We start from the raw sequence: 16,114 nt of genomic DNA on the forward strand, positions 1-16,114 counted from the left end.
GCCTTGCTATGAAAACCTAAATGACGTCGCCCTTTCGTGAATTCAAGCGTCGACTTCCGCATTTTTTGGCCATTGCTCGGCGTGAGCCAGATAAACCAAGGCTTCGCGCACTTGTGTCGGCGTGTTGCAAGGCGTCGGAAACGCCAGCCAGTGCAGGCCCTGGCCAATGCGCAAGTGCATGCCCTCGCTGTCGATGCCCACCAGTTGTGCCGGTTCGCTTTTCGGCAGGCCGGTCAATTCCACGTAATGGGCGATGGCCTTGGCGTGATCGGCATTCATGTGCTCGACCATGCTGGCTTCGGCTTTGCCGGCGAAGGGATTGGCCAGGGTGAGCTGGTCGATCCAGTGGATGGCGCCAAAGCCGCCGATGTAGCGATGGCGTACCGGCTCGAGCACCCAGAAATCGAAATCATGGGCCTTGTGGTAGTTCTGCGAGTCAGGGAAATAGCGGTAGTAACGCTCGGCGGCAGCCTCGATGGCGCCACTGTCTTCGAGTTTGCGGGCCTCGGCCAGGTAGGTCAGGCGCCCCACGGCCTGCACATCCTCGGCACCGCGCTCGCCCACCAGCATCGAACACTTGGGGTCTTTTTGCAGATTATGAGTGTGCTGGGCGATACGGCTGATCAGGATCAGTGGCCGGCCTTGTTCGTCCAGGCAATACGGAACGACGGAGCCGAACGGAAAGCCGGGCATGGATTTGGAATGAGTGGCGAGCACTCCACGGTATTCCTTGAGCAGCAGTTCCCGGGCATGCTTGGCAGCTTCAACGCTCAATTTATGACTCCTTTTATGAAAACCGTCTAGAAAACGGTCAGGTGACTGGAGTAATGTTCCAGCACGCCTATAGGGCAGTTCTCGTGTGCAGCCGGGCTACACCGTCGCAAATCGAGAGACCTCCCAAAAGGTCCCCTCCACCGCTGCGCCATCTGGACATGAGCATGCAACTCACTGACAAAGTAATCATTATCACCGGCGGTTGCCAGGGCCTGGGCCGCTCCATGGCCGAGTATCTCGCGGGCAAAGGCGCGAAGCTCGCCCTGGTGGACCTCAACCAGGAAAAACTCGACCAGGCGGTTGCCGCGTGTGTAGCCAAGGGCGTCGAAGCCCGGGCGTACCTGTGCAACGTTGCCAATGAGGAGCAGGTCAGCGACATGGTCGCCCGGGTGGCCGAGGACTTCGGCGCGATCCACGGCCTGATCAACAACGCCGGGATCCTGCGTGACGGCCTGCTGCTCAAGGTCAAGGACGGCGAAATGACCAAGATGAGCCTGGCCCAGTGGCAGGCCGTGATCGACGTCAACCTCACCGGTGTATTCCTGTGCACCCGTGAAGTGGCAGCGAAAATGGTCGAGCTGAAGAACAGCGGCGCCATCATCAATATCTCGTCGATCTCCCGCGCCGGCAACGTCGGCCAGACCAACTACTCGGCCGCCAAGGCCGGTGTGGCTGCCGCCACTGTGACCTGGGCCAAGGAACTGGCGCGCTACGGCATACGTGTCGCCGGCATCGCACCGGGTTTCATCGAAACCGAGATGACCCTGGGCATGAAGCCCGAGGCCCTGGAAAAAATGACCTCGGGGATCCCGCTCAAGCGCATGGGCAAGCCTGAGGAGATTGCGCATTCGGCGGCGTATATCTTCGAGAACGACTATTACACCGGTCGGATCCTGGAGATGGATGGCGGGTTGCGGATCTAAACCCACCGCCTAACAAAATGTGGGAGCAAGCCTGTGGGGGGCAAAGCCTGTGGGAGCATAGCTTGCTCGCGATGACCGCGTCACACCCAACATCTCTGTTGGCTTTAAAACCGCTATCGCGAGCAAGCTATGCTCCCACAGGCTATGCTCCTACAGGCTTGCTCCCCACATTAGATTGCATTTCAGCTGATCAATCGTCGCTGACAGTGATGTTCGGCATCGCCGGCATGGCCGCTTCCTGCAACACGATCCGCGCGCCCACGTGGCGGGCCAGTTCCTGATAGACCATGGCGATCTGGCTGTCCGGTTCGGCGATGACCGTCGGCTTGCCGCCGTCGGCCTGCTCGCGGATCACCATCGACAGCGGCAGCGAAGCCAGCAATTCGACGCCGTACTGGGTCGCCAGTTTTTCCCCGCCACCTTCGCCGAACAGGTGCTCGGCATGTCCGCAATTGGAGCAGATGTGCACGGCCATGTTCTCCACCACACCCAGCACCGGGATGTTCACCTTGCGGAACATTTCCACACCCTTGCGTGCATCCAGCAGGGCCAGGTCTTGAGGCGTGGTGACGATCACCGCACCGGCCACCGGGACTTTCTGCGCCAGGGTCAGTTGGATATCGCCAGTGCCCGGTGGCATGTCGATCACCAGGTAATCCAGGTCGCCCCAGGCGGTTTGCGTGACCAGTTGCAGCAAGGCACCGGAAACCATCGGCCCGCGCCAGACCATCGGTGTGTTGTCGTCGGTCAGGAAGGCCATGGACATGACTTCCACGCCATGGGATTGGATCGGCACGAACCACTTCTGGTCCTTGACCTGCGGTCGGGTGCCCTCGGCAACACCGAACATGATGCCCTGGCTCGGACCGTAGATGTCTGCATCGAGGATCCCGACCTTCGCCCCTTCACGGGCCAGGGCCAGGGCCAGGTTGGCCGCGGTGGTGGACTTGCCCACGCCGCCCTTGCCCGAGGCCACGGCGATCACGTTCTTGACGTTCGCCAGCCCCGGGACCTGCGCCTGGGCCTTGTGGGCGGCGATCACGCTGGTGATGTCGACTTTGGCGGCGCTCACCCCGTCCAGGGCCTCGATCGCCATTTGCAGCATCTGCGCCCAACCGTTTTTGAACAGGTCGGCGGCGTAGCCGATTTCCAGCTGGACGCTGACGCGATCGCCCTGGATGTCGATGGCGCGCACGCATCCGGCGCTGACCGGGTCCTGGTTCAGATAGGGGTCGGTGTACTGGCGAAGGACGGCTTCCACCGCTGCGCGATTGACGGCGCTCATGGGCAACTCCGATAGCAAGACTTGAAAACAGGCCGCTATCCTACGCCGCGCATGCTTTTGTGGCGACCCGATTAAGGGCGACGAATGCTCTTGTGGCTAGGGAGCTTGCTCCCTCTGTGTGGGAGCAAGGCTTGCCCGCGATGCAGGCGATGCGGTCTTTCAGAAATCGAGGCGCCGGTTTCGCGAGCAAGCTTTGCTCCCACAATCCCCTCGCCGCAAGTTGTGCCAGGCTTAATCCTTGCATCGCTCCCGGCAATGCATCCCGAAACAGCCCCGAAGGGTGAAAAAAAGCCGCCGGCGCTTTATAGTGGCCGACCTCCGTTTCATCAAGTAGCCGAGCCCCATGTCCGAGCCACGCAAGATCCTCGTCACCAGCGCCCTGCCCTATGCCAATGGTTCGATTCACCTCGGCCATATGCTGGAGTACATCCAGACCGATATGTGGGTGCGCTTCCAGAAGCATCGCGGCAACCAATGCATTTATGTCTGCGCCGACGACGCCCACGGTTCGGCCATCATGCTGCGCGCGGAAAAGGAAGGCATCACCCCGGAACAACTGATCGCCAACGTCCAGGCTGAACACAGCGCCGACTTTGCCGAGTTCCTGGTGGACTTCGACAACTTCCACTCCACTCACGCCGAAGAAAACCGTGAGCTGTCGAGCCAGATCTACCTGAAGCTGCGTGACGCCGGGCACATCGCCACCCGTTCGATCACCCAGTATTTCGACCCGGAAAAGAAAATGTTCCTGGCCGACCGCTTCATCAAGGGCACCTGCCCGAAATGTGGCACTGAAGACCAGTACGGCGATAACTGCGAAAAATGCGGCGCCACCTACGCACCGACCGACCTGAAAGACCCGAAATCGGCGATTTCCGGGGCGACGCCGGTGCTCAAGGACTCCCAGCATTTCTTCTTCAAGCTGCCGGACTTCCAGCAGATGCTGCAAGCCTGGACCCGCAGCGGCACCCTGCAGGACGCCGTCGCCAACAAGATCGCCGAATGGCTCGATGCCGGCCTGCAGCAGTGGGACATTTCCCGCGATGCGCCGTACTTCGGCTTCGAGATCCCCGACGAGCCCGGCAAGTATTTCTACGTGTGGCTGGACGCACCGATCGGCTACATGGCGAGTTTCAAGAACCTCTGCAACCGCACGCCGGAGCTGGACTTCGACGCGTTCTGGGGCAAGGACTCCACCGCCGAGCTGTATCACTTCATCGGCAAGGACATCGTCAACTTCCACGCACTGTTCTGGCCGGCAATGCTTGAAGGCGCCGGTTTCCGCAAGCCGACGGGCATCAATGTCCACGGCTACCTGACCGTCAACGGCCAGAAAATGTCCAAGTCCCGCGGCACCTTCATCAAGGCCCGGACCTACCTGGACCACCTGTCCCCGGAATACCTGCGTTACTACTACGCGGCCAAGCTCGGCCGCGGCGTCGACGATCTGGACCTGAACCTCGAAGACTTCGTGCAGAAGGTCAACTCCGACCTGGTGGGCAAGGTCGTCAACATTGCCAGCCGTTGCGCCGGGTTCATCCACAAGGGCAACGCCGGGGTCCTGGTCGCCGGCAATGCCGCGCCGGAACTGACCGACGCCTTCCTGGCGGCCGCGCCAAGCATCGCCGAAGCCTACGAGTCCCGCGATTTTGCCCGTGCCATGCGCGAAATCATGGCCCTGGCCGACCGCGCCAATGCCTGGATCGCCGACAAGGCGCCCTGGTCGCTGGCCAAGCAGGAGGGCAAACAGGACGAAGTCCAGGCGATCTGCGCCCTGGGCATCAACCTGTTCCGCCAACTGGTGATTTTCCTCAAGCCGGTATTGCCGCTGCTGGCCGCCGATGCCGAGGCATTCCTCAACGTCGCGCCACTGACCTGGAACGATCACCAGACGCTGCTGAGCAATCATCAGTTGAACGCGTTCAAGCCATTGATGACTCGTATCGACGCGACCAAGGTGCAAGCCATGACCGACGCCTCCAAGGAAGACCTGGCCGCCAGCCAGACCGACACCGGCGCGCCTGCCGGGAACGGCGAACTGGCCAAGGACCCGCTGTCGCCGGAAATCGAATTCGACGTCTTTGCCGCCGTTGACCTGCGCGTGGCGCTGATCGTCAAGGCCGAGGCCGTCGAAGGGGCCGACAAGCTGCTGCGCCTGACCCTGGACATCGGCGACGAGCAACGCAACGTGTTCTCCGGCATCAAGAGTGCCTACCCGGACCCGGCCAAGCTCGAAGGCCGCTTGACGATGATGATCGCCAACCTCAAGCCGCGCAAAATGCGCTTCGGCATCTCCGAGGGCATGGTGATGGCGGCAGGCCCTGGCGGCGAGGAAATCTACCTGTTGAGCCCTGACAGCGGCGCCAAGCCGGGCCAGCGGATCAAGTAACGCGACCGTTTGCTGTACCGATCCCACAGCCGCCTTGCAGGTGGCTGTGGGATTTTCATATCTGGCCCACGCCCCCGGCGTGCCGGATAATGCCTAATCTTGTAACAGGCCCTTTGTCGCCAACACACCCATGACCGAAATCGTCCTCACGCTGTTCAGCGCTGCCCTGATCAACAACCTGGTGTTGCACTGGCCGCTGGGCGTCGATCCGCTGCTGGCGGCCGACGGTAGAAGACAGGTACACGCCTTGGGCCTGGCGACGGCATGCCTGATGCTGATCGTCGGCACCCTGGGCCATCTGATCGATCATGGCCTGCTGTTGCCGACGAATCTGGTCTCGCTGCGCCTGTTGGTCTGGTTGTCCTTGAGCGTATTGCTGATCAAGCCCTTGCTGCGCCTGCTGGCACGCTGGCTGCCGGCAATGCCGTTCGAGGGGTTGTGGCCGCTGTTGCTGGGTAATGCCGGCATACTCGGGGTCACGCTGCTCAACGGCCAGGATGACCGAGGCCTGGGCCACGCCATCGCCCTGAGCATGGGTGCCGGGCTGGGGTTCTGGCTGGTGCTGAGCCTGTTCGATGATCTGCGCCAGCGCACCTTCAATAATGATATTCCCCTGCCCTTTCGGGGCCTGCCGATTCAGTTGATCAGCGCCGGACTGATGGCGGTGGCCTTTCTCGGATTGCGTGGGCTGGTCAAAACATGAGCCTGATTCAACGTATCGACGCCCTGCTGCCGCAGACCCAATGCGGCAAGTGCGGCCATCCCGGGTGCAAGCCCTACGCCGAAGGCATCGCCCAGGGCGAGCCGATCAACAAATGCCCGCCCGGGGGGCGCGAAACCATCGCCGCCCTGGCCGAGCTGATGAAAATACCGGTGTTGGAACTGGACACCAGCCGCGGCGTGGCCCCGGCACAAATCGCCTTTATCCGTGAAGCCGAATGCATCGGTTGCACCAAGTGCATCCAGGCCTGTCCGGTGGACGCGATTGTCGGCGCCGCCAAGCTGATGCACACCGTCCTCATCGACGAATGCACAGGCTGTGATCTGTGCGTGGCGCCCTGCCCGGTCGATTGCATCGAAATGCGTCCGCTGCCGACGGCGACCGTGCTGCCGATCGTCGGCGGCCTGGCCTTCAGCACCGAAGAACAACAGGCGCGAACCGCCAAGCGCAATCATGCCCGACGCCGCTTCGAACAACGCAATGCGCGCCTACGCCGCGAAGAAGAGCAGCGCCAGGCCGAACGCCTGGCTCGCACCCAACGGGCGGCCCAGGCTAAGACCCAGGAGCAGAGCCAGGACCCGGCACTCGATCCCGTACAAGCGGCACTGGAGCGCGTACGCGCGCAAAAAGCCGCCACCGCCGATGCCGCCTTGAAAAAAGCCAAGGTCGACCTGGCCATGAGCCGGGCACAGTTGAACAAATCCTTGAAGGCGTTCGGCCACCCGCCAACCTTCGAGCAACAGTCGCAACTGATCGTGCTGCAACGCCAGTTCGAAGCGGCCGAACAGGCCCTGAGCCAACTGGAAAACGCCGCCCCCGCGGCTGCGCCAGCCCCTGCACCGACGCAAAACGCCGAGCTGAAGCGGGCCAAGATCCAACTGGCGATGCGCCGCGCCGAACTCAGCAAAGCCCGGGCAGCTACGGCATCGGATGAACAACTGCAGGCATTGGAACAAGCCGTGAGGGATGCCGAACGCCAGGTGGACGCCCATGCCGCTTCCTGAGCCAGTGGACGAACGGCTGCGCCAAGCAATGACGCGGGTGTTGCTGGCGACACTGCCCGGCATGCTGGCGTTGCTGTGGTTCCATGGCTGGGGCGTGGCGCTCAACCTGCTGTTGTCCGGCGTCACTGCCCTGGCAGTCGAGGCGTTGGTGTTGCGTTTACGGCGCCGGCCACTCAAGCCCGAGCTCAACGATGGCAGCGCGCTGGTCAGCGCCACGCTGCTGGCCCTGGCCTTGCCAGCCTATTGCCCCTGGTGGCTGACCGTCACGGCGGTCGCCTGCGCCTTGCTGTTGGGCAAGCACCTGTGGGGCGGCGTCGGCAGCAACCCGTTCAACCCGGCGATGCTCGGATACGCCTTGATACTGGTGGCGTTTCCGTCCCAGATGAGTCAATGGCCGGCGCTCCACGGCGTGGGCCTGTCCGAAGGCTTGCAACAGGTGTTCGGCACTCATCCGGCACCCGATGCCTGGGCCGGGGCGACCGCACTGGACAGCCTGCGAATCAACACGAGCCTGACCGTCGATGAACTGTTCGCCAACGATCCGGCGTTCGGGCGTTTCGGTGGCCAGGGTGTCGAATGGGTCAACCTGGCCTTCCTCGCGGGCGGTCTGTTTCTGCTGCAGCAACGGGTGTTCAGTTGGCATGCACCGGTGGGGATGCTGGTGAGCCTGTCCATCGTCAGCCTGCTGTGCTGGAACGGTTCGGGGTCCGACTCCCATGGCTCGCCGCTGTTTCATCTGTTCAGCGGCGCAACCATGCTCGGCGCGTTTTTTATCGCGACCGAACCGGTCTCGGGTGCCAAGGCGCCTCTCGCCCGTCTGCTGTTTGGCGCGGGCATGGGATTGCTGGTCTATCTGATACGCACCTGGGGTGGCTACCCGGACGGCGTGGCGTTCGCGGTGTTACTGATGAACCTCGGCGTGCCGGCACTGGACCGGTTCGCCGAGGCGCGACAACGGCGGCCACTGACATGAGCAATCCCCTCGGCGTGGCAATCCTGACCTTGTTGATCGGCCTGGGTATCGGTGCCACTTACCTCACGCACCTCGGCACCGCCGGGCGCATCGAGGCCCAGCAGCAAGCGCTGGCGAACAGGGCCTTGCTCGAGGTGCTGCCCACCGACCACTATGATAACCAGCCGTTGGCGCACCCCGTTGTCACAGCCTCAGTGCCCCTGGCCCATAGCACGCTGCTGGGTGGCTACCTGGCGACTCGCAGCGGCCAGCCCAGCGCAGTGCTGCTGCGTAGCCAGGCGCTGGGCTATGAAGGCAGCATCGAATTGCTGGTCGCTATCGATCCGCAGGGCCGGTTGCTGGGCGTCAAGACCCTGCGCCAATCCGAGACACCCGGGTTGGGCGCGGCGATTGCCGGCTGGCCGAACGCCTGGTTGCAGACCTTCACGGGTAAATCACGCCAGGCACCTGATGACAGCGGCTGGGCCTTGAAAAAGGACCAGGGCCAGTTCGATCAACTGGCAGGCGCGACAGTGACGTCCCGAGCGGTGCTCCAGGCTGTTCACGATGCGCTGCGTTACTTCGACGAGCACAAGGCTCAGTTGACGGGGGTGGCTGTGGATGAATAAACCATGGGGACTGACACACGGCCTGCTGCTCGTGCCATTGATTGGCGCGAGCGATTCGCTGGTTGGCGCGCTGGGGTTATGGCTGGCCTGGGCCCTGGTTCTTTTCAGCCATGGCTTGGCAATGGGGCTTGTCCGGCAACGCCTGACAGCCTGTCAACGGCTGCTCGCCTCCATCGTGCTGGCCGCGACCCTGGCCACCTGCACGGGCCTTGTCGTCCAGGCCTGGGCGCTGGAACTGTATCGACCGTTGAGCCTTTACGTTGGCTGGATTGCCCTGAGTTGCGTAGCGCTGGAGCAGGAAGGCTTCTTCGTTGAATCTCGCTGGCCCGAACGCCTCAGACTGGCCGGGCTGTTTGGCCTCTTGATGATCAGCCTGGGCGCCGTGCGTGGGCTGATCGGCAGCGGCCTGCCCCTGGCCCTGCTCGCCCCCGGCGGGTTCATTCTGCTCGGGCTGCTGCTGGCGGCCCGACAAGCCTGGACGGCCGCCAGACCCCATTCATCCGCTGAGGAAACGCCGCGCCCATGAACGCCGCAAAACGCCTGGAAATATTTCGTCGCTTTCACGAAGACAACCCGGAACCGAAAACCGAACTGGCCTATTCCTCGCCGTTCGAGCTGCTGATCTCGGTCATCTTGTCGGCTCAATCCACCGACGTCGGCGTCAACAAAGCCACGGCCAGACTGTACCCGGTGGCCAATACGCCGGAGGCGATCCATGCCCTGGGTGTCGAGGGGCTGTCCGAATACATCAAGACCATCGGGCTGTTCAACAGCAAGGCCAAAAACGTGATCGAGACCTGCCGCCTGCTGATCGAGCGCCACGGCAGTGAGGTCCCGCAGACTCGCGAAGCGCTGGAAGCCCTTCCGGGCGTCGGCCGCAAAACCGCCAACGTCGTGCTCAATACCGCGTTTCGGCAGTTGACCATGGCGGTCGACACCCACATTTTCCGGGTCAGCAACCGCACCGGACTGGCCCCCGGCAAAAACGTGGTGGAGGTCGAGAAGAAATTGATGAAGTTCGTCCCCAAGGAATTCCTGCTGGACTCCCATCACTGGCTCATCCTTCACGGACGCTACGTCTGCCTGGCGCGCAAGCCCCGCTGCGGCAGCTGCCGAATCGAAGATTTATGCGAATACAAGCACAAGACCTCCGACGATTGAGGCGCTATTGCTTTTATCGATCCATCGATTGAAAAAATCTTTTTTACCCGCCCGTGGTTTATCGATATAAGGAGCGCCAATGGCAGTCTTAGCCTGGAGTCGAACCCATGAGTGCTGGCAAAGAACAACTGGATGTGGAAGACGAATTCATCGCCGTTGAGTCCGACGACGTCGAACCTGTGGTCGTGGAAGTGGCGAAAACCAACCTGAGCAAGCGCCGCACCATTGATAACCTGCTGGAAGAGCGCCGTCTGCAGAAGCAATTGGCCGATTATGACTTTGACCTCTGACACGTAAAAGCCTCCCTTATGGAGGCTTTTTACTGAGTACGCGCAACCCGAAAACTCACACCAACCCATTGCGCTGCGCCAGTTCGATCAGGTCGACCAGCGAACGGGCATTGAGCTTCAATAACAGGCGCGTCTTGTAGGTACTGACGGTCTTGTTGCTCAAGAACATTCCATCGGCAATCTCCTTGTTGGTCTTTCCGCGTGCCAGTTGTTGCAAGACCATCATTTCCCGCCCCGACAATCGATCAACCATATCGGACTCACTGGCATTGCCCAGACTCGAACGCACCGTATGCAATGCCTGATTGGGAAAGTAACTGTAACCTGACAGTACTGCCTTGATTGCACTCAGTAATTCGGTAAGGTCCTGTTGCTTGCATACATACCCGGCCGCCCCCGTCTGCATGCAGCGCATTGAAAAATGTCCCGGTGCCTGGGAAGTCAGCACCAATGCCTTCATCGGTGAAGGAATGGCCGTCAGGCGGGCAATGACTTCCAACCCGTCCAGCTTCGGAATACCGATATCGAGAATGACGATATCGGGCATAAGTTCGCGAGCAAGTTGTAACGCATCGACGCCATTATCGGTTTCGGCAAGGACTTCATAACCATGACGCTCCATCAGTAAACGTACAGCAAGACGAATGACGGGATGATCATCCACGATCAGCACTTTATTCATGGGCAAATCCAACTTCGCTGTTCGAATTTTTAGAGCACGCACAATAGCCTAGTCATTTCTACCTTGGCATGCTGCCCCCCCCTGAACGCTCGCACCGAGAGACAGAACCTACAAGCTATACAGAAAATTCCTACGAATCACCCAAGAAAAAATGTGTCATGAATTTTTTTACAGAGAAGGAATGACCTTTCTTAACAATCAGGTAACCCTATGAACAATGCGTTCTTTCACCGTCACGCCCATCCGTGGACAGCCCCTTGAAAAGCTCTTCACTCATAGAAAGTAACTGAATTATTTACTGTTAAAACTGCCTTTCACTCACTTAAGGCAGGAGAATTCATATATAAAACGCACTCAGGCGCCCGACATCCAACATGGGCAGCCATTGCGACTGTGTCTATATTTTATTCGGCATGGAACAAGCATTTTTCAAACCACTTACCGAGCACAAGTATTCCATGAGCATTAACCATGAACAAACCTTTGAAGACTATAACCAACCCCATGACCCTCATCGCCATATTTGCAACTTTGTCCGAAACTTCCGCAGCGATTTCGCTGCCATTTCTGGATGACCAGGACCGTGAATATTATCTGTGGTTCCTGATCAGCTTTCCTTTTTATCTATTGCTGCTTTTTTTCATAACGCTCAACTTCAATTATCGTTCCTTGTATTCACCTTCGGATTTTCGCAAGAACAAACACTTCATAAAAACCATGGATGATTCGCCCTGTCGACGCAAGCGACAGCTACGTCGGGCGGACGACGTCAAGGAGCTGCTGGTGATACGTCTTCATCGACGCAGGCGCGAACCAGACACCCTTTGTATCGTATGCAGCCAATCGAAACGCCCGATCGAAACCTGTCGATCAAGACATTTGAAGCAAGCCAGCATCGTCGTGTACGTCATCTACAGCAACGCAGGCCTGGCAACGCATGGGCAGGATGAATGAGCGACCGAGGGCAGCGCCGCAGCAAAGGCCACACAAAAAAAGGGCAAAAAAAACGGCCTGCTCATGGCAGGCCGTTTTCATATCGCCAGGGTCAGAACAGCTTGCGACCCTTGTTCGCCGCGATGCGCATGCGCAGGGCGTTAAGCTTGATGAAGCCGGCCGCGTCAGCCTGGTTGTAGGCACCGCCGTCTTCTTCGAAGGTCGCGATGTTGGCATCGAACAACGACTCGTCGGACTTGCGCCCGGTGACGATCACGTTGCCCTTGTACAGCTTCAGGCGTACCACGCCATTCACGTGAGCCTGGGAGGCGTCGATCATCTGTTGCAGCATCAGACGCTCTGGGCTCCACCAGTAGCCGGTGTAGATCAGGCTGGCGTACTTGGGCATCAACTCGTCTTTGAGGTGAGCCACTTCGCGGTCCAGGGTGATCGACTCGATCGCCCGGTGGGCGCGCAGCATGATGGTGCCGCCCGGGGTTTCGTAGCAACCACGGGACTTCATGCCGACATAGCGGTTCTCGACGATGTCCAGACGACCGATGCCGTGTTCGCCACCGATGCGGTTCAGGGTCGCCAGCACGGTGGCCGGGCTCATCTCAACGCCGTCCAGTGCGACGATATCGCCGTTGCGATAGGTCAGTTCCAGGTATTGCGGGGTATCGGGAGCCTTCTCCGGGGAGACGGTCCAGCGCCACATGTCTTCTTCGTGCTCGGTCCAGGTGTCTTCCAGCACGCCGCCTTCATAGGAGATGTGCAGCAGGTTGGCATCCATCGAGTACGGGGATTTCTTCTTGCCGTGGCGCTCGATCGGAATCGCGTGCTTCTCGGCGTAGTCCATCAATTTTTCACGGGACAGCAAGTCCCATTCGCGCCACGGGGCAATGACTTTCACGCCTGGCTTGAGAGCATAGGCACCCAGCTCGAAACGCACCTGGTCGTTGCCTTTGCCGGTGGCGCCATGGGAAATGGCGTCGGCGCCGGTTTCGTTGGCGATTTCGATCAGGCGCTTGGCGATCAACGGACGGGCGATGGAGGTACCCAGCAGGTACTCGCCTTCGTAAACAGTGTTGGCGCGGAACATCGGGAACACGAAGTCGCGGACGAACTCTTCGCGCAGGTCATCGATGTAGATCTCTTTGACGCCCATGGCCTGGGCCTTGGCGCGTGCAGGCTCGACTTCTTCGCCCTGTCCCAGGTCAGCGGTGAAGGTCACCACTTCGCAGTTATAAGTGTCCTGCAGCCACTTGAGGATCACCGAAGTGTCCAGGCCGCCGGAATACGCCAGAACGACCTTGTTTACGTCCGCCATGCCATCACTCCACGGGTTGTACGGAAAGCCGTGAAGTCTAACGTCCAGCGCGGATAATTTACAGAGGCGCGACAGCTTATGACGACGAAGCGACAGATTATGTCGATTGCGCGACGATCCGGCGGGATCAGGAAGTGCGCGCAGCCGCCGTAGCAGGCACCGCCGCCTTGGCCGGGGCAACCGGCGCCGCCGTCTTGCCCGGCGCAGCAGCGGGCGCCACGGCAGGCGGCGCTGGTGTTGCCGCTGGTGTTGGCGGCTGTGGAGCCGGGGCCTGGGTGGCTGCGACCCGATCCAGTTTTACGACGACACGACGGTTCTTGGCCCGATTGGCTGCGTTGGTATTGGCGACCAGCGGATAACGCTCGCCGTGGAAACGCACGGTGAACTGGGACTCCTGGAAACCGTTGGCCTTGAAGAAGTCCATGACGGCCAGCGCACGGCGGCGCGAAAGCTCACGGTTGGTCAGGCGGTTGCCACTGTTGTCGGAATGGCCATCAAGCTCGATATGATTGACGCTCGGGTCTGCCTTGATGAAGTCGAGCATGACCTGCAACTGGGCCTTGGCCCGAGCGTCCAGCTCAATCCCCTCGCCGGGGAAGCCGATCTGGGTTTGCTTGATCTGTTCGAAGTTCTTGGGCAACAGTTTCGCCACGCAGCCCTGGTAATCGTTGAACGCCTTATTGAAGCGCACGGGCAGCAGCCGGACTTCAGAAACGCGCCCATCCTCGGTGTTGCGTCGAACCACGGGGCTGCGACCTTCCATCAATCCGCTGATCAGTCGGCCTGCCTGTACTTGGGAACTGTCGAACAGCACATCGCCGCTGCCGATCCTGACCGAGCCCAGGTTGATATCGCCCCGCCCCGGTTGCCACGGTGCGGCCGCCGCCAGCAAGGTGGCCGAACCGCCGCCCAGCATCGGGTTATAGCTCTTGAGGCGGAACGTGGCCTGCTCGCCCGCCCGGCGCACGAATTCACCGCTGCCGAAATCGGTGATCGGCTGGCTCAGCCGGCACTCGAACTTGTCGCCTTCGACCGTCCACTCAATGCTCTCCAGACGGGTCTGGAAAGTGAGCGCCATGGCGGGGAGGCTGGCAAACACACTGAGCAAGGCTAGATAACGCTGGCGCACGGGAGGCTCCACTGACTTTTATACAAAGATCGACGCATACCAGGGGTATGACGCCTGTCCGGGGCACTGCACGGATTCGTGGCACACCTGTAGGAGCTATCGGTAAGTTGCGGCAGAACTTGATAGCGGGTGCCTGAATCGGTCTTTTCCGGTAGCATTCCCACAGTTTGACCCGCCTGGAAGCCCCCCAATGTCCGACCGCCTGACCCTGCTGCGTCCCGACGACTGGCATATTCATCTTCGCGATGGTGCTGTGTTGACCCATACCGTCGCCGATGTCGCGCGCACCTTCGGGCGCGCAATCATCATGCCTAACCTGGTTCCGCCAGTGCGCAACGCCGCTGAGGCCGACGGCTATCGCCAGCGCATCCTCGCCGCACGCCCGGCTGGCAGCCGCTTCGAACCGCTGATGGTGCTGTACCTCACCGACCGCACCCAGCCCGAAGAGATCCGCGAGGCCAAGGCCAGCGGCTTCGTCCACGCCGCCAAGCTGTACCCGGCCGGCGCGACCACCAATTCCGATTCCGGCGTCACCAGCATCGACAAGATCTTCCCGGCGCTGGAGGCCATGGCCGAAGTCGGCATGCCGTTGTTGATCCATGGTGAAGTCACCCGGGGCGACGTCGACGTGTTCGACCGCGAGAAAATCTTCATCGACGAGCACATGCGCCGCGTCGTGGAGCGCTTCCCGACCCTCAAGGTGGTGTTCGAACACATCACCACCGGCGATGCCGTGCAGTTCGTCAACGAGGCCCCGGCCAACGTTGGCGCGACCATTACCGCCCATCACCTGCTGTACAACCGCAACCACATGCTGGTGGGCGGGATCCGGCCGCACTTCTATTGCCTGCCGATCCTCAAGCGCAATACCCACCAGGAAGCCTTGCTGGACGCCGCCACCAGCGGCAGCGCCAAGTTTTTCCTCGGCACCGACTCGGCCCCCCACGCCCAGCACGCCAAGGAAGCGGCCTGCGGTTGCGCCGGTTGCTACACCGCCTATGCCGCCATCGAGATGTACGCCGAGGCATTCGAACAGCGCAACGCGCTGGACAAACTCGAAGGCTTCGCCAGCCTGCATGGCCCACGTTTCTATGGCCTGCCGGTGAACACCGATCGTATTACCCTGGTCCGTGACGAATGGACCGCCCCCGCCAGCCTGCCTTTCGGCGACCTGGCTGTCATCCCGCTGCGCGCCGGTGAAAAACTGCGCTGGCGCCTGCTGGAGGAAAACGCGTGAGTGAAGATCATTTCGACGACGAACTGGACGGCAACGGTGGTTCGGGCGGCGCCCGTCACCCCATGGCTGCTCGGTTCCGTGGCTACCTGCCGGTCGTCGTCGACGTAGAAACCGGCGGTTTCAACTCCGCCACCGACGCCTTGCTGGAAATCGCCGCGACCACCATCGGCATGGACGAAAAAGGCTTTGTGTTCCCTGACCACACCTACTTCTTCCGTGTCGAACCGTTTGAAGGCGCCAACGTCGAAGCCGCAGCCCTGGAATTCACCGGGATCAAGCTCGATCACCCGTTGCGCATGGCAGTCAGCGAAGAAACGGCCCTGACCGACATCTTCCGTGGCGTGCGCAAGGCGCTCAAGGCCAACGGTTGCAAGCGAGCGATCCTGGTTGGCCACAACAGCAGCTTCGACCTGGGCTTCCTCAACGCCGCCGTCGCGCGCCTGGACATGAAGCGCAACCCGTTCCACCCGTTCTCCAGCTTCGACACCGCGACCCTGGCTGGCCTGGCGTACGGCCAGACCGTCCTGGCCAAAGCCTGCCAGGCGGCCGATATCGATTTCGATGGCCGTGAAGCCCACTCGGCCCGCTACGACACCGAGAAGACCGCCGAGCTGTTCTGCGGCATCGTCAACCGGTGGAAAGAGATGGGTGGCTGGCAGGATTTCAACGACTAAA

16 protein-coding genes and 1 pseudogene are annotated in these 16,114 nt (G+C 60.8%); 12 read left to right on the top strand and 5 right to left on the bottom strand.

The genetic code is table 11. From position 1 onward, the window contains the following. Positions 1 to 42: 42 nt before the first annotated feature. The gene (locus Q7F16_RS16615; RefSeq protein ID WP_046062592.1) at positions 43 to 774 is read right to left on the bottom strand and encodes a HugZ family pyridoxamine 5'-phosphate oxidase; all 732 of its coding nucleotides are present in this window, start codon (positions 772 to 774) and stop codon (positions 43 to 45) included. 164 nt (positions 775 to 938) lie between these two features. On the opposite strand from Q7F16_RS16615, the gene Q7F16_RS16620 reads away from it, so the two are divergent. Further along, the gene (locus tag Q7F16_RS16620; RefSeq protein ID WP_003204919.1) at positions 939 to 1,697 is read left to right on the top strand and encodes an SDR family oxidoreductase; all 759 of its coding nucleotides are present in this window, start codon (positions 939 to 941) and stop codon (positions 1,695 to 1,697) included. Between the two features lie 190 nt (positions 1,698 to 1,887). On the opposite strand, the gene apbC is transcribed toward Q7F16_RS16620, so the two are convergent. Beyond that, a complete protein-coding gene (gene apbC, locus Q7F16_RS16625) occupies positions 1,888 to 2,982 on the bottom strand; it encodes an iron-sulfur cluster carrier protein ApbC (protein WP_014339866.1) in 1,095 nt (364 codons plus the stop codon). 343 nt (positions 2,983 to 3,325) lie between these two features. Here apbC and metG point away from each other — a divergent pair, with 343 nt between their 5' ends. From metG to Q7F16_RS16665, 8 genes are all read left to right on the top strand, one after another. After that, positions 3,326 to 5,371, top strand: coding sequence for a methionine--tRNA ligase (gene metG / locus Q7F16_RS16630; protein WP_409556071.1), 2,046 nt, complete (start codon positions 3,326 to 3,328; stop codon positions 5,369 to 5,371). Between the two features lie 130 nt (positions 5,372 to 5,501). Further along, a complete protein-coding gene (locus tag Q7F16_RS16635) occupies positions 5,502 to 6,074 on the top strand; it encodes an Rnf-Nqr domain containing protein (protein ID WP_046062594.1) in 573 nt (190 codons plus the stop codon). Continuing rightward, entirely contained in the window at positions 6,071 to 7,096 is a 1,026-nt protein-coding gene (gene rsxB / locus Q7F16_RS16640) for an electron transport complex subunit RsxB (RefSeq protein ID WP_409556072.1), read from the top strand. Before Q7F16_RS16635 ends, rsxB begins: the two co-directional genes overlap by 4 nt. Then, entirely contained in the window at positions 7,083 to 8,069 is a 987-nt protein-coding gene (locus tag Q7F16_RS16645) for an RnfABCDGE type electron transport complex subunit D (RefSeq protein ID WP_409556073.1), read from the top strand. The genes rsxB and Q7F16_RS16645 overlap by 14 nt, the downstream gene beginning before the upstream one ends. Next, a complete protein-coding gene (locus tag Q7F16_RS16650) occupies positions 8,066 to 8,677 on the top strand; it encodes an RnfABCDGE type electron transport complex subunit G (protein WP_409556074.1) in 612 nt (203 codons plus the stop codon). The genes Q7F16_RS16645 and Q7F16_RS16650 overlap by 4 nt, the downstream gene beginning before the upstream one ends. Next, positions 8,670 to 9,203 (top strand): Rnf-Nqr domain containing protein, encoded by a 534-nt coding sequence (locus Q7F16_RS16655; RefSeq protein ID WP_046062598.1) that lies wholly within the window; start codon positions 8,670 to 8,672, stop codon positions 9,201 to 9,203. The genes Q7F16_RS16650 and Q7F16_RS16655 overlap by 8 nt, the downstream gene beginning before the upstream one ends. Continuing rightward, positions 9,200 to 9,838: an endonuclease III gene (gene nth / locus Q7F16_RS16660; protein WP_046062599.1), complete on the top strand. Its 639-nt coding sequence runs from the start codon at positions 9,200 to 9,202 to the stop codon at positions 9,836 to 9,838. Before Q7F16_RS16655 ends, nth begins: the two co-directional genes overlap by 4 nt. Before the next feature lie 107 nt (positions 9,839 to 9,945). After that, a complete protein-coding gene (locus Q7F16_RS16665) occupies positions 9,946 to 10,128 on the top strand; it encodes a PA3496 family putative envelope integrity protein (RefSeq protein ID WP_014339874.1) in 183 nt (60 codons plus the stop codon). A 55-nt stretch (positions 10,129 to 10,183) separates the two neighbouring features. Here Q7F16_RS16665 and Q7F16_RS16670 read toward each other — a convergent pair whose 3' ends face one another. Then, positions 10,184 to 10,810, bottom strand: a complete 627-nt coding sequence (locus tag Q7F16_RS16670; RefSeq protein ID WP_409556075.1) for a response regulator — start codon at positions 10,808 to 10,810, stop codon at positions 10,184 to 10,186. Positions 10,811 to 11,281: 471 nt separating this feature from the next. On the opposite strand from Q7F16_RS16670, the pseudogene Q7F16_RS16675 reads away from it, so the two are divergent. Further along, a pseudogene (locus tag Q7F16_RS16675) lies at positions 11,282 to 11,539 on the top strand (hypothetical protein); the annotation flags it as partial. A 316-nt stretch (positions 11,540 to 11,855) separates the two neighbouring features. On the opposite strand, the gene Q7F16_RS16680 reads toward Q7F16_RS16675, so the two are convergent. Continuing rightward, positions 11,856 to 13,073, bottom strand: coding sequence for an argininosuccinate synthase (locus Q7F16_RS16680; RefSeq protein WP_003204943.1), 1,218 nt, complete (start codon positions 13,071 to 13,073; stop codon positions 11,856 to 11,858). Positions 13,074 to 13,200: 127 nt separating this feature from the next. Beyond that, a complete protein-coding gene (locus tag Q7F16_RS16685; RefSeq protein ID WP_079303511.1) occupies positions 13,201 to 14,202 on the bottom strand; it encodes a flagellar protein MotY in 1,002 nt (333 codons plus the stop codon). Between the two features lie 190 nt (positions 14,203 to 14,392). Here Q7F16_RS16685 and pyrC point away from each other — a divergent pair, with 190 nt between their 5' ends. Continuing rightward, the gene (gene pyrC / locus Q7F16_RS16690; protein WP_003204946.1) at positions 14,393 to 15,439 is read left to right on the top strand and encodes a dihydroorotase; all 1,047 of its coding nucleotides are present in this window, start codon (positions 14,393 to 14,395) and stop codon (positions 15,437 to 15,439) included. Then, positions 15,436 to 16,113 (top strand): ribonuclease T, encoded by a 678-nt coding sequence (rnt, locus tag Q7F16_RS16695; RefSeq protein WP_046062602.1) that lies wholly within the window; start codon positions 15,436 to 15,438, stop codon positions 16,111 to 16,113. Before pyrC ends, rnt begins: the two co-directional genes overlap by 4 nt. The last annotated feature ends 1 nt before the right edge of the window (position 16,114 follow it).

This window comes from Pseudomonas sp. Lb2C2 (genome assembly GCF_052112205.1).
GTDB classification, from domain to species: domain Bacteria; phylum Pseudomonadota; class Gammaproteobacteria; order Pseudomonadales; family Pseudomonadaceae; genus Aquipseudomonas; species Aquipseudomonas kilonensis.